The following is a 12,146-nucleotide window of genomic DNA, read 5'->3' as shown; positions in this document are numbered from 1 at the left end:
TGTGCTACACCTGAACCAGGGCGGACTTGGCGGGAGCGATGGCGATGACACCGGTGCACACTTGGCTTGGCGCGCTTCTGGCGTGTCTGTTCGTCTTGCCGGCTCGGGCCTGCGACGGCGCGCCGGCACCCGACAGCGCGGCCGCAGTCGACGCGCCCGACTTGCAAGGCATCGCGGTGTATCTGCCCAAAGTGCTGGAGAGCAGCGATTCCGGGCCTTTCGCCGACCTGCTGAAAGTCGTCGGCCGCCATTATCCGGCCGGGCGGATACGCTTCAGCATCGAGCCAGTCAAGCGGGTGTACTTGGACACCTCCGACAAAAGCGTGGATTTCCGTTTTCCCATCATGAAAATCCGCGAAGGCGCCGATCGGGGCACGCCGTTCCAGTTTTCCCATGAAATGTTGGGCAAGGTCAGCTTCGTCATCTATTCCAACAAGGAAAAACCGTTCGGCAAGGCCGACCTGCTGCGGATGGCCACGCTGCCCAAGTACGAGGTGGCGATACACGCGCCGCCGGCCAGCTGGGACTTTCCCGCCAGTCGGGTGATCAATCTGGAGCTGTCGCTGAAACAGCTGAACCTGGGGCGGATAGACGCGGTGATATGGGCGCAGGAGGATGCGGACTACCTGGTGCGCAAGGACGGACTCGGCCATATCCATCGCGAGCATCTGGACGACTATCCGGATGTGCTGTTCTTCTCCTGCAACAAGCGCGGCGACTTCGTCAACCAAGCGATGAGCGCGGCGATACGCGCCGCCCGGGATAGCGGCGAACTGCAGAAGGCTTACGCCAAGGTGCATCAGCCTTATCAGGACTGGCAGCCGTGACGCTGGCTGCCTTGCTTAGGTTGTATAAGTCGTGATTTGCGAATTTACTGGAAAATTAATCCATTTATTTACTTTAAAATGGTTGTTTATTTTAATAAATAAACAACATTGAGCATAATAAATCATTGACATGTTTTAAAATGGCGCACTTTCATTCAAAAGCTTGCCATGTCTGCCCGCTCCACCTCCCGCAACGCCTATCTCCTGCTGGTGCTGACCATGTTGATGTGGTCCACCAATTTCGTCATCGCCCGCGCGCTGCATAGCCAGGTCGGCCCGTTCACGCTGGCCTTCTCGCGTTGGGGCATCGCGCTGTGCTGCCTGCTGCCGTTCGCGCTGCCGCGTTTGCGCGGCAATTTGGCGAAGCTGCGCGCGCAGTGGCCTTTGCTGTTGCTGCTGGGCGTTTTCGGCATAGGCCTGACCAATACCTTCGTCTATTGGGCGGTGCAGACCACATCAGCCACCAACGCCGTGATCCTCAACAGCGCGACGCCGGTGATGGTGCTGCTGCTGGGTTCGCTGTATTTTCGCCAGCGGCTGAGCCGCCGCCAGTGGGGCGGCATGGCGGTGGCGCTGTCCGGCGCCTTGCTGATCGTGCTGAGGGGCGATCCGGCAGCCTTGTCCAGCTTCCATTTCGGCGGCGGCGACCTGCTGGTGCTGGCCGGCGGCCTGAGCTGGGCGATTTACACGCTGGGCCTGCGCAAACTCAAGCCGGGCATAGACTCGCTGGTGCTGATGAGCGTGCTGCTGGCGGTGGGCGAGATGCTGTTGCTGCCCTTGTTCGCCGCGGAGGCCGCCGGGCGGGGGCTGCCGGCGCTGGACGGCCCCGCGCTGGCCAGCCTGATTTATCTGGGCGTGCTGCCGTCGGTCGCCGCCTATCTGATGTACAACCGCGCCATCGGCATGGTGGGCACGGCGAAGGCGGCCAGTTTCCTGTATCTGATGCCGGCCTTCGGCGCGCTGCAATCGATCTGGTTTTTGGGCGAGGAGCTGCACAGGTACCACGCTGCCGGCCTGGCTGCGATCTTCAGCGGCATCGCGCTCAGTTCGCTCACCCGCAGCCGGGCGGCCACGGACACGCAAGCTACGGTGCGACGGCAAGAGCCGCAAACCTGAACGCGCGGCGCCGGAAACGGAGTCCAAACGCAAGCGGCCCCGAAAATCGGCGCCGCTTTCTCATGCCCAGGGGCATGGGGCAGATCAGGTCAGATCCAGGATGGCGGGAGTCAGCCATTGCGCCAGCCACATCAGGATCAACGGCAACAACAGGCACATGGCGCCCCAGGATACCCAAGACGCGCCGCAATCCTCCCGCCGGCGCATGGCCAACAGCTGCGCGCGATAGGCGAAGTAGCTGACGAAGGCCAGAAGCGGCGGCGCCATCGCGTAAGCGGCCAGCGGCCGCCAATCCAGCCACGGCGACAGGCCAAACACGCCGACATGCAAAGCCAGCTGGCTGGAGAACAGCGCGGCCAGCCGTTTGTCTTGCCCCGGAAACAGCAGCGCCTTGCGCGTCACCCGCATCATCACCGCCGCCCACAGCGCCGCGGCGATGCCCAGCCAAGCATAGGCGTAGATGAAGGGCAGCAGCAGCGGGGTCAACGAGATAGGCTCGGGGTGGCAGTTCAGCAGGGCCGCCAGCATCACGTAAGCGGCCAGAAAGCAGGCGATGGCGCTGCCGCTGCGGCTGGCGATCAGCCGCCATGAGGCATGCAGGAAGAACAGCAGCACGACCAGCAGCAGCGATACTCCGACCGGCGTTGCCGTCATTTAGCCTCCAGCGCGCCCAGCAGGGCGGCGGACAGGACTTCGCCGATCTGGCTTAGGTACTGGGTATGCATGTCGAAGGTGAAGCGCTGCGCATCGTCGCTGGCGAGCACCAGCAGGCCGAAAGCCTGGCCGTCCGATCCGCGCAGCGCCACCTGGGCGAATGACTGCAGCACGGGGGTGGCGGGGAACCAGCTCATCACCTCGTCGTTGACATAGGGGCCGCAGTAGGGCGTGGTGAGATTGCGCGCCAGCCCTTGCACGTCGTTCTGCGCGTTGTAATGCCCGGCCTCGCTTTCCGCCGCCGGGTGCCACAGCCTCAGCGCGACGCGGTCCAGCTGAAACTCCTGGTGCAGGCTGCGCTTGAGCGCCTCGATTTGCGGCTTCAGCTCGCGGCTGGCCAGCAGGCCCAGCGTCAGGCGGTGCAGCCGTGCGACAGTGCGCTCGTTGGTCTGCGCGCGCTCGACCAGCTGCTGCAGCTGCGCTTCCAGTTGGCGATTCTGGTCCTTGAGCTCCAGCAACTGGCGCTCGACAAAGGACACCACCCGTTCGCCGTTCTGCGGCGCGGCCTGCAGGTTGAGGCGAGCGGCATGCTGCTGCAGGAAGTCGGGGTGTTCATCGAGAAAAGCCAGAACCTGTTCGCTGTGCATCTGCCTTGTCCTTTCGAAATGATGCGGCTAGTGGGGTTGGTGTCTCTAAGGGCGTTAAAGTTCTATCTCGCCCTGAAAAACCGTGACGGCGGGGCCGGTCATGATCACCGGGCAGCCAGCGCCGGCCCATTCGATCACCATGTCGCCGCCGCGGGCGTGGACCAGCACGCGCGCGTCCAGCAGGCCCAGGCGGATGCCGCTCACCACCGCGGCGCAGGCGCCGGTGCCGCAGGCCAGGGTTTCGCCGGCGCCGCGCTCGTAGACGCGCAGGCGGACCTCGCCGCGCGAGACGATCTGCATGAAGCCGGCATTGACGCGCTCGGGGAAGCGCGGGTGGCTTTCCACTTGCGGGCCGATGGCCGCCACCGGGGCGGTGTCCACGTCATCCACCAGCTGCACGGCGTGGGGGTTGCCCATCGAGGCGACGCTGACGACGCATGGGCCGTCTTCCAGCTCAAGCGGATAGCTCAGCGCTTCCTGTTCGGCGATGAAGGGGATGTCTACGGGCGCGAAGCGGGGCACGCCCATGTCCACCCGGGCCATGCCGTCGCCCAGATATTCGGGGCGGATCACGCCGCGCGCGGTTTCCACCGCGATCCCGGACTTGTCGCTCAACCCCTCGTCGCAGACGAATTTGACGAAGCAGCGCGAGCCGTTGCCGCATTGCTCGACCTCGCCGCCGTCGTTGTTGAAGATGCGGTAACGGAAATCATGGCCGACCTCGCGCGGGGCCTCCACCAGCAGCAGCTGATCAAAGCCTATGCCCATCTGACGATCGCCTAGTTGGCGGATGCGCTCCGGCGTGAGCGCCACGGCCTGCCTGACGCCATCGATGACCATGAAGTCGTTGCCCAGGCCGTGCATCTTGCTGAATTTCAGTTTCATTGCGGGTCGCGGAATGCATTGTGGATGCGGCAGCTTATCACAGCCATTCCGGGCTTACATCTGCGGGCACCGGATCGCTCTGGGGCAGCGCCCACGGCTGGCGTAGCGCGTCGTCCTGGCGCTCCGGGAGAGAGAAGCCAGGACTGGCGCTGCCCATGCATGAGGCATGACAGGGCGGGCGGAGGAGCGGTAATGATGTCTCGCTCCCAGCAGGATATACGCGGCAGGGAGGGCGATTGTTCCCGACAGCGCCACGTTTTGCATCCCGGGCCGAATGGCGGCCAGATTCAGGTGCGCAATACGGTGCGGGCGCCTTCGTAGCGGGGCGCGAAGTAGACATTGTCCAGACGGGCCACGCGTATGGTGCTGTTGGTGCGCGGCGCATGGACGAACTTGCCGTCGCCGATGAAGATGCCCATATGCGAAAACGGGCGGCTCATGGTGTTGAAGAACACTAGGTCGCCGACCTGCATCTGGCTGTCCGGGATGGGCCGGGCGAGGCCGGCGATCTTGGCGGCGTTATGCGGCAGCTTGATGCCGACGGCGTTTTGATAGATGTAGCTGACCATGCCGCTGCAGTCGAGGCCGGCTTCCGGGTTATTGCCGCCGAACTGGTAACCGCCATCCAGCAAGCCTATGGTGTACAGCAGGATTTCACGGCCGTTGCCATCCGCCTGCAGATTGGAGAGCGAGACATCGCCTCCGGGTTTGCCGGGGCGGTAGGGCGGGCGCTGGCTGGTTTTCTGCGGCGGGGTGGTGCCGCAGGCGGCGAGCAGGGCAGCGAGGCCGGCCAATGCCGCGCTCTGCAGCAAACGGCGGCGGCTTGGGCCGGTTTCGATCGGTAAATCTTCTTTCATCGAGGCTTGGACTCCTGTCAGGTTCATGCGGCGCTTGGCGATTTCTGCGCGATCTGGCGGCGCGGCCGCATGAACGGGCATGGCTGGCGTGTCTTGACTGTTCCGCGGGGGAGCCAGGACCAACGCTTTGCCGAAAGTATAGCGCGAGTCCGCCGGCCCGCCGTTAAGCCTATGTAAATCCTGGCGGCAAATTGCGATGACCTGTGACTGGGCGATGCCCATGGCCTGAAGCGCCGCATCAACGCTGCCGAGCGCGCCGGGCAAACTAGAATGGAGATATGGCAGGGTTCGGGGAGAATCGAGATGAGTGGCAAAGCAGCAAGATGCGCGCGTGGCTCCGCCTGGCTGGCCAAGCTGGCGGCCCTGGCCTTGTCCATTGGCCTGGCGGCGGCGCCGGCGATGGCGGCGGAAATCGTCTACATCGCCGCCAAGGCCGATCTGCCGTTCTGGGACACGGTCGGCAAGGGCGTCAGGGCCGCGGCCGAATCCGGCGGATACACGTTTTCGATGCTGGACAGCAAGCTCAGCGCGGATGCGCAGCTGGCGAATGTGCGCCAGGCGATAGAGCGGCGGGCGGCGGGCATCGTGATTTCGCCGACCAACAGCAAATCGGCGGAAGACGCGCTGAGGCTGGCGAAAAAGGCCAACACTCCCATCGCCATCGCCGATATCGGCAGCAATGGCGGCGACTACGTCAGCTTCGTCAAGTCGGACAATTACCGCGGCGCTTACGATGTCGGCTCAGAGTTGGCGGCGGCGCTGAAATCGCGCGGCTGGACTGGCGCCAGCTACGGCATGATCACGATAGAGCTGACGCGCAAAAACGGCCAGGACCGCACCGACGGCTTCCGCGACGCGATGAAGGATGCCGGCTTCGCGTCCGAAGCCGCGTTGCGGCAGATGAAGGACTACTCGGCCGAGGAAAGTTACCGCTATGTCAGGGAGATTCTCGCGGCGAGGCCGAAGATGCGCGGATTTTTCATCGAAACCGATCAGCCGGTGGAGGGGGCGATGCGGGCGATACGCGAGGCCGGCAAGAGCGGGCAGGTGCTGCTGGTTTCGTTCGACGCGATGCCAGAGGTCGCGCGTCTGCTGAAAAGCGGCGACTTGATCGCGGTCGGCATGCAGCAGCCTTATCTGATGGGCAGCACCGCCGCCGGGGCGCTGCTGTCCTCGCTACGCGGCCACCAGCCGGCGAAGGAAATTCTGGTGCCCATCCTGGTGGCCACCGGCCGCAACGTAGACCAGTTGATGCCGATCGCGGCGCGGACGGTGTTCGGCAGGGCGGGCAAGTGAGCGGCTAGGGCGTCATCCGCGTCATTTCGCCGTTGCGGATCAGGTCCTGGATGGTGGCGTCGAACGAGCGCTGCAGCGCCGGGGCGTCCTTCAGCGCGCGGCTGAATTCGAAATGCAGGCCGGTGGGCGTGTTGCCGGGCAAGGCGGCGCGGCGGATGGCGGAAGCGTTGAACAAGTCGCGCAGCTCCGCGTCGTGCGCGGACAGGCTGTCTATCACTTCGCTGACTTCGATGAACAGGTCGCAGCGGCCTTCGATGACTTTGACGATGGCGCTGCGCTCGTTTTTCGAGCCGGTGTCCTGATGCTCGGGCGCGATGCCGAAAGCGTCGAGGCGGCTGCCCAGCAGCCCGCAGACGGTGTAGCGCCGGAGGTCGGCCAGCGTGCGCAGCGGTGGGGCTTCGGGATGGCGTTTGGCCGAATAGAAATAGAGCAGGTGGACGGAAGCGAAAGCCTGGGTGGCGCGGAAGCGCCGCGGGTCCAGCTCCCGGGTCGGCACGCCGATGGCGATGTCGCGCTGGCCGTAGGCCACCGTCTCCCGGCAGCGGCGCCAGGGCAGCCGCTCCACCACCGCCGGTTCGCGGCCGGCGCGCCGCAGCGCCCGCTGCAGCACATTGATGGCGAGGCCGGTGCTTTGCGCGCCTTCGGCGAAGCCGGAGGTCAGCACGAAGGGCGGGAAGTCGATATCGGAGGCGCAAGCGCGCAGCGGCGCGCCGTGCGCGGCGGCGGCGGCAAGCGCCAGCCACGCGGCCAGGCGCCAAGCCCGGACGCGCCTGCCTTGCCAGCCCGCGAGTGTGAACCCCATCCGCCTTGCCCCCGATGATAGAGCCGCTTCGCCGCGGCGCAGCGCGCGCCAGCGCGGCAGGGAAAAGCGCTGTCCGCTCCCGTGCCGGCCGGCGTCCGGTATTGCAGTCTTCTACTTGTGTAGTTCATGCACCGGCGCGCGGCAAAGGCGGCGGACTCAGCGCGTGCGTTGCTGCGCGGCTTCCAGCTCTTCCCAGCGCGCCAGCTTCTCCAGCAGCAGCTCGTCGATTTCCTCGATGCGCTGCTGCCAGGCCACGGCTTCGCGCGGGGTGTCGCGGTAGCAGTTCGGGTCGAGCAGGCGCTGGTTCAGCTCGGCCTGTTCCGCCTCCAGCGCGCTGATCTGGTCAGGCAAGGCCGCCAGTTCGCGTCCCTCGTTGTAGGACAGCTTGCCGCGCGCGGCCTTGGGCTTGTCCTGGCGCGCCGGCGCGGCGGCAGCGGCCGGCGCGGCTTCCTTGGGCTTGTCCGCCGCGCCCAGCGCCGCCATGCGCTGGCGGGTGTCCTGCCAGTCCTGGTAGCCGCCCGGGTATTCTTCCAGCCGGCCCGCGCCTTCGAAGGCGATCACCTGGGTGACGACGTTGTCGAGGAAGGCGCGGTCGTGGCTGACCAGGAACACGGTGCCGGAGTACTGGGCGATCACGTCTTCCAGCAACTCCAGGGTGTCGATGTCCAGGTCGTTGGTCGGCTCGTCCAGCACCAGCACATTGGCGGGGCGGGTGAACAGGCGCGCCAACAGCAGGCGGTTGCGCTCGCCGCCGGACAGCGACTTCACCGGGCTTCTGGCGCGCTGCGGCGAGAACAGGAAGTCTTCCAGATAGCTCATCACGTGCTTTTTGGCGCCGCCGATCTCGACGAAGTCGTTGCCCTGGCTGATGACATCGGCCACGCTCATGTCTTCGTCCAGCTGCTCGCGGAACTGGTCGAAATAGGCGATCTCCAGTTTGGAGCCCTGTTTCACCACGCCGGCGTCGGGCTGCAGCTCGCCCAGGATCAGCTTCAGCAGCGTGGTCTTGCCGGCGCCGTTCGGCCCGATCAGGCCGATCTTGTCGCCGCGCAGGATGCGGCTGGTGAAATCGCGGATCAGCTGTTTATCGCCGAAGCCCTTGCTGACGTGCTCCAGCTCGGCCACCAGCTTGCCGGAGCGCTCGCCGGCGTCCAGCTGGAAATTCACCTGGCCCACGCGCTCGCGGCGCGAGGAGCGTTCGCGGCGAATGGCCTCCAGCCGGCGCACGCGGCCTTCGTTGCGAGTGCGGCGCGCCTCGATGCCCTTGCGTATCCACACTTCTTCCTGGGCGTGGAATTTGTCGAAGATGCGGTTCTGCTCTTCTTCTACCGCCATCTCTTCGGCCTTGCGCGTCTGGTAGGCGCTGAAACTGCCCGGATAGCTGCGCAGCAGGCCGCGGTCCAGCTCGACGATGCGGCTGGCGACGTTGTCGAGGAAGCGGCGGTCGTGGGTGATCAAGAGCACGCTGCCGGCAAAATTCTTGATCAGGCCTTCCAGCCATTCGATGGCGGCCACATCCAGGTGGTTGGTCGGCTCGTCCAGCAACAGCACGTCGGGCTTGGACGCCAGCGCGCGCGCCAGCGCCACCCGCTTTTTCCAGCCACCGGACAGCGCGCCGATGCGCACGTCGGGATTCAACTCCAGGTGGCTGAGCACCGAGCTGATCAGCGCGTCGAACTGCCAGCCGTCTCGCGCTTCCAGTTGCTGCTGGATGCTTTCCATCCGCGCCAGCGCCTGTTCGTGGTCGGCGTCCGCCTGCGTCAGCTGGTGGGTGATGTGGTGGTAGTCGGTGAGCAGCGCCTTCAGGTCGCCCAGGCCTTCGGCCACCGCCTCGAACACGGTATGCTCAAGGTTGAATTCCGGCTCCTGCGGCACATAGGCCACCTTGACGTCGCCTTTGATGTTGATGCGGCCGTCGTCCAGCTGCACTGCGCCGGCGATGCTCTTGAGCAAGGAGGATTTGCCGGCGCCGTTGCGGCCGATCAGGCCGATGACTTCGCCGGGCTCCAGCGAAAAGTCGACATTGTCCAGCAGCGCGTGGTGTCCGAAAGCCAGGCAAGCTTTCTCGACGGTGATGAGGGCCATGTTTATGTGTCTAGCGATAAGGAAAAACGGCGCATAGTGTAACACGGGCATGCGGCGGCAAACCCTGCAGGCAAACGGGTCGCCTAGCCGCGGGCGGACTGATACAATGCGCGCCAAATCGTTTTGCCCAGAAAGGCCGCACCATGTACTTCGTCGATCGCGCCGTCGCCGTCATCAAACCCAAGCAACCGTTCCTGGACTGGCTGAACCAGCTGCCGGACACCGACATGATCGATCTGACGCTGGACAGCCTGCGCAGCGACTGCACCGCCATCCTGCTGCCGGAATTCGTCGAGCCGGAAGAGGGCGTCGCCCATATCGACGAAATCAGCGAGCAGCTGTTCAAGATGGAGCTCGCCTCCTGGGACGAGGACGAGGCGAAATGGCCGAAAGACCTGTCGCTGAAGGCTTTCTGGGAATGGTTCGACGTGGAGATCCATTCGATGGTGATGGACAGCGTCGACGCCGACATCACCAACCACCCGGCCAATGACCTGTAACACCCGGCATGCGAGACCGGCCGCTGCTGCAACCGTTCGCCGTCGCCATGCGGCCGTCGCGGCTGTGGCTGGCGCTGGTGCTGGCGAGCTGGCTGGCCTACGCGCTGCTGCTGTCGCGCTATCTGCCGCCGGCTTATCTGCTCAGCCTGCCGGCGGCGGGCTATTTCGCCTGGCGCGCCCTGCGCGCCGGAGGCTGGCGGCGGAACGGCGCCTGGCAGCGGCTGGAGGTTGACCCCCAGGGCCGCCTCAGCCTATGCGCGGCCGCCGAGAGCCGGGAGGCGCAGGTGCTGGACGATTGCTTCGTCACGCCGCTGCTGACGGTGCTCAACCTGCGGCTGGAGGGCCGCCGCGTCAGCCTGATGCTGTGGCCGGACTCGGCCGATGCCGAATCGCGCCGCCAGCTCAGGGTATACCTGCTGTGGTTCCATCCGCCGCAGCCATCAGATACAACGGAAACCACACCATGACCGCAAGAAAGACACTGGACGACTGGCTGCGCTGGCAGGAAGGGCTGCACCTCAGCGCCGTCGACATGGGGCTCGCCCGGGTGGAAAAGGTGCGCCAGGCCATGGATCTTGCGCCGAATTGCCCGGTGATCATGGTGGCCGGCACCAACGGCAAGGGTTCTACCTGCGCGATGCTGTCCAGCATATTCCGCGCCGCGGGATTCAAGGTGGGCACTTACACTTCGCCGCACATCTTGCGCTACAACGAGCGCATCGCCATCAATCTGCAGCCGGCCAGCGACGAGCGCATCGTCGCCAGCTTCGCGGCGATAGACGCCGCCCGCGGCGAGACTTCGCTGACGTATTTCGAATTCGGCACGCTGGCGGCGGTGCATAGCTTCATCGCCGAGAAGGTGGATGTGATCATCCTGGAAGTGGGGCTGGGCGGCCGCCTGGATGCGGTCAATATCTTCGAGCCTGCCGTATCCGTGGTGGTCAGCGTCGACCTGGACCACCAGGCGATACTGGGAAACAACCGCGAGGACATCGGCTTCGAGAAGGCTGGCATCTACCGGGCGGGCAAGCCCGCCATCTGCGCCGACCCCAATCCGCCGCAGCGGCTGCTGGACCATGCCGCCGCCATCGGCGCCGATCTCAAGCTGTACGACCGCGATTTCGGCTTTACCCGCATGGACAATCAATGGTCGTTCCGCTGCGGCGGCCATCAGCGCCACGCGCTGCCCATCCCCGCCTTGCGCGGGGCTTACCAGATGGTCAACGCCTGCGCGGCGCTGGCGGCGCTGGATGCGCTGAAGGAGACGCTGCCGGTGGGCATCGGCGCCATCAAGCAGGGCCTGGTGGAGGTGGAGTGGCCCGGGCGTTTCCAGGTGCTGCCGGGGCGGCCGGCGGTGGTGCTGGATGTCGGCCACAATCCGCACGCGGTCAAGGCGATGCTGGCGGCGCTGCGGCAGCTGCCTTACGCGGAAACCCGCTACGCGGTGTTCTCCATGCTGGCGGACAAGGATCTGGCCGCGGTGGCGGAATTGGCGCGCGGCGAATTCGACCACTGGCTGACGGCGGGGCTGGACATGCCGCGCGGCCAAAGCGGCGAAACCATCGCCGCGGCGTTGCGCCAGGCGGGTCTCGCCAATGTCGAAAGCTTCGGCTCTGTGGCGGATGCGTGGTCTGCCGCCTTATCTCGGGCCGGCGACAATGATAGAATCGTCGTTTTCGGATCTTTCCACACCGTCGCCGAGGTGATGGAAGCCCGGCGTCACCCGGTTTGAGGAATGCATGGCACTGTCCAGCCACGATGAACTGATACTGCTGCGCAAGCGCGCCCGCCGCCGTCTGGTCGGCGCGCTGGTGCTGGTTTCGATTGCCACCGTCGTACTGTGGAATGTAGTGGGCCATCTGCCGGAACAGCAGATGAAGCCCGAATCGATTGAAATCATGGGCGCGGCCTCCGCCCCGGTGCCTGCCTCGGCGCCGCTGGGGAGCAAGCATACCGCGTCGGGCTCGGCGGCCGAAGCGGCGGCTGCGCCGGCCACCGAGCTGCCGGCCAATCTGTCCACCATCACCGCGCCGCTGCCGGCGGAAAAAGAAACAGTGAAGCCCCAAGCGGCGCCGGCGAAGCCGGCCGTCGCCCAGGCGGCGGAGCCCAAGCCTAGGGAAGCGAAGGCCGAAGCCAAGCCCAAGACCGAGCCCAAAGCGGAGAGCAAGCCGCGCAAGGCCGACCCGGCCGCCATTCTGGAAGGCCGCTTCGATCCCGAGCCGCGCCCGGCCAAGGCCGAAACTCACGGCAAATCCATCATCCAGCTGGCGGCGCTGTCCGACCCGGCCAAAGTGGACGCGCTGCGCGCCAAATTGTCCGGCATAGGCGTCAGCGCCCACTTCTCCAAGGTGGAAACCAGCAAGGGCGAAGTGACCCGCGTGCGCGTCGGCCCGTTCGCGAGCCAGGCGGAAGCGCAGAGCACGCTGCAGAAGCTGGCGAAGTCCGGCATCAACGGCATCATCATTAACAAGTAGCCG

At 65.5% G+C, this 12,146-nt stretch carries 13 protein-coding genes; 7 read left to right on the top strand and 6 right to left on the bottom strand.

Translation table 11 applies throughout. The features are described from left to right. Positions 1 to 44 precede the first annotated feature (44 nt). Together MY55_RS08845 and MY55_RS08840 are read left to right on the top strand one after the other, a co-directional pair. Entirely contained in the window at positions 45 to 827 is a 783-nt protein-coding gene (locus tag MY55_RS08845) for an amino acid ABC transporter substrate-binding protein (protein ID WP_146008292.1), read from the top strand. Between the two features lie 168 nt (positions 828 to 995). Next, positions 996 to 1,943 (top strand): DMT family transporter, encoded by a 948-nt coding sequence (locus MY55_RS08840; RefSeq protein WP_047236789.1) that lies wholly within the window; start codon positions 996 to 998, stop codon positions 1,941 to 1,943. Between the two features lie 84 nt (positions 1,944 to 2,027). Here the strand turns inward: MY55_RS08840 and MY55_RS08835 are convergent, their stop codons facing one another. The 4 genes from MY55_RS08835 to MY55_RS08820 form a co-directional block, all read right to left on the bottom strand. Next, positions 2,028 to 2,597, bottom strand: coding sequence for a hypothetical protein (locus tag MY55_RS08835; protein ID WP_065202271.1), 570 nt, complete (start codon positions 2,595 to 2,597; stop codon positions 2,028 to 2,030). Then, a complete protein-coding gene (locus MY55_RS08830; RefSeq protein WP_047236787.1) occupies positions 2,594 to 3,244 on the bottom strand; it encodes a DUF484 family protein in 651 nt (216 codons plus the stop codon). The genes MY55_RS08835 and MY55_RS08830 overlap by 4 nt, the downstream gene beginning before the upstream one ends. Before the next feature lie 54 nt (positions 3,245 to 3,298). Then, a complete protein-coding gene (gene dapF, locus MY55_RS08825; RefSeq protein ID WP_043572258.1) occupies positions 3,299 to 4,129 on the bottom strand; it encodes a diaminopimelate epimerase in 831 nt (276 codons plus the stop codon). Positions 4,130 to 4,416: 287 nt separating this feature from the next. Then, a complete protein-coding gene (locus MY55_RS08820) occupies positions 4,417 to 4,986 on the bottom strand; it encodes a C40 family peptidase (RefSeq protein WP_047243179.1) in 570 nt (189 codons plus the stop codon). Between the two features lie 303 nt (positions 4,987 to 5,289). On the opposite strand from MY55_RS08820, the gene MY55_RS08815 reads away from it, so the two are divergent. Further along, a complete protein-coding gene (locus MY55_RS08815; RefSeq protein ID WP_047236785.1) occupies positions 5,290 to 6,282 on the top strand; it encodes a substrate-binding domain-containing protein in 993 nt (330 codons plus the stop codon). 4 nt (positions 6,283 to 6,286) lie between these two features. Here MY55_RS08815 and MY55_RS08810 read toward each other — a convergent pair whose 3' ends face one another. Continuing rightward, positions 6,287 to 7,084 (bottom strand): substrate-binding periplasmic protein, encoded by a 798-nt coding sequence (locus MY55_RS08810; protein WP_047236784.1) that lies wholly within the window; start codon positions 7,082 to 7,084, stop codon positions 6,287 to 6,289. Between the two features lie 156 nt (positions 7,085 to 7,240). After that, on the bottom strand, positions 7,241 to 9,169 hold the full coding sequence (locus MY55_RS08805; RefSeq protein WP_047236783.1) for an ATP-binding cassette domain-containing protein: 1,929 nt from the start codon (positions 9,167 to 9,169) through the stop codon (positions 7,241 to 7,243). Between the two features lie 143 nt (positions 9,170 to 9,312). Here MY55_RS08805 and MY55_RS08800 point away from each other — a divergent pair, with 143 nt between their 5' ends. Genes MY55_RS08800 through MY55_RS08785 form a run of 4 tightly spaced genes read left to right on the top strand, consistent with a single transcriptional unit; the run spans position 9,313 to position 12,143 of the window. Further along, positions 9,313 to 9,669, top strand: coding sequence for a hypothetical protein (locus MY55_RS08800; RefSeq protein ID WP_043572246.1), 357 nt, complete (start codon positions 9,313 to 9,315; stop codon positions 9,667 to 9,669). A gap of 8 nt (positions 9,670 to 9,677) precedes the next feature. Then, positions 9,678 to 10,136 carry a protein YgfX gene (locus tag MY55_RS08795; protein WP_047236782.1) on the top strand — a complete coding sequence of 153 codons (459 nt, stop codon included), beginning with the start codon at positions 9,678 to 9,680 and terminating at the stop codon, positions 10,134 to 10,136. Beyond that, on the top strand, positions 10,133 to 11,401 hold the full coding sequence (gene folC, locus MY55_RS08790) for a bifunctional tetrahydrofolate synthase/dihydrofolate synthase (protein ID WP_047236781.1): 1,269 nt from the start codon (positions 10,133 to 10,135) through the stop codon (positions 11,399 to 11,401). Before MY55_RS08795 ends, folC begins: the two co-directional genes overlap by 4 nt. 7 nt (positions 11,402 to 11,408) lie before the next feature. After that, the gene (locus tag MY55_RS08785) at positions 11,409 to 12,143 is read left to right on the top strand and encodes an SPOR domain-containing protein (protein ID WP_047236780.1); all 735 of its coding nucleotides are present in this window, start codon (positions 11,409 to 11,411) and stop codon (positions 12,141 to 12,143) included. Positions 12,144 to 12,146 lie beyond the last annotated feature (3 nt).

Origin of the sequence: Chromobacterium subtsugae, from assembly GCF_001676875.1 — a bacterium.
GTDB classification, from domain to species: domain Bacteria; phylum Pseudomonadota; class Gammaproteobacteria; order Burkholderiales; family Chromobacteriaceae; genus Chromobacterium; species Chromobacterium subtsugae.
Note: the sequence above shows the minus strand (reverse complement) of the source record. Positions and strands in the feature narration are given on the sequence as shown.

Coding starts and splice junctions, on each gene's coding strand:
- MY55_RS08845 (WP_146008292.1), top strand. CDS start 45: ATGACACCGGTGCACACTTGGCTTGGCGCGCTTCTGGCGTGTCTGTTC.
- MY55_RS08840 (WP_047236789.1), top strand. CDS start 996: ATGTCTGCCCGCTCCACCTCCCGCAACGCCTATCTCCTGCTGGTGCTG.
- MY55_RS08835 (WP_065202271.1), bottom strand. CDS start 2,597: ATGACGGCAACGCCGGTCGGAGTATCGCTGCTGCTGGTCGTGCTGCTG.
- MY55_RS08830 (WP_047236787.1), bottom strand. CDS start 3,244: ATGCACAGCGAACAGGTTCTGGCTTTTCTCGATGAACACCCCGACTTC.
- dapF (WP_043572258.1), bottom strand. CDS start 4,129: ATGAAACTGAAATTCAGCAAGATGCACGGCCTGGGCAACGACTTCATG.
- MY55_RS08820 (WP_047243179.1), bottom strand. CDS start 4,986: ATGAAAGAAGATTTACCGATCGAAACCGGCCCAAGCCGCCGCCGTTTG.
- MY55_RS08815 (WP_047236785.1), top strand. CDS start 5,290: ATGAGTGGCAAAGCAGCAAGATGCGCGCGTGGCTCCGCCTGGCTGGCC.
- MY55_RS08810 (WP_047236784.1), bottom strand. CDS start 7,084: ATGGGGTTCACACTCGCGGGCTGGCAAGGCAGGCGCGTCCGGGCTTGG.
- MY55_RS08805 (WP_047236783.1), bottom strand. CDS start 9,169: ATGGCCCTCATCACCGTCGAGAAAGCTTGCCTGGCTTTCGGACACCAC.
- MY55_RS08800 (WP_043572246.1), top strand. CDS start 9,313: ATGTACTTCGTCGATCGCGCCGTCGCCGTCATCAAACCCAAGCAACCG.
- MY55_RS08795 (WP_047236782.1), top strand. CDS start 9,678: ATGCGAGACCGGCCGCTGCTGCAACCGTTCGCCGTCGCCATGCGGCCG.
- folC (WP_047236781.1), top strand. CDS start 10,133: ATGACCGCAAGAAAGACACTGGACGACTGGCTGCGCTGGCAGGAAGGG.
- MY55_RS08785 (WP_047236780.1), top strand. CDS start 11,409: ATGGCACTGTCCAGCCACGATGAACTGATACTGCTGCGCAAGCGCGCC.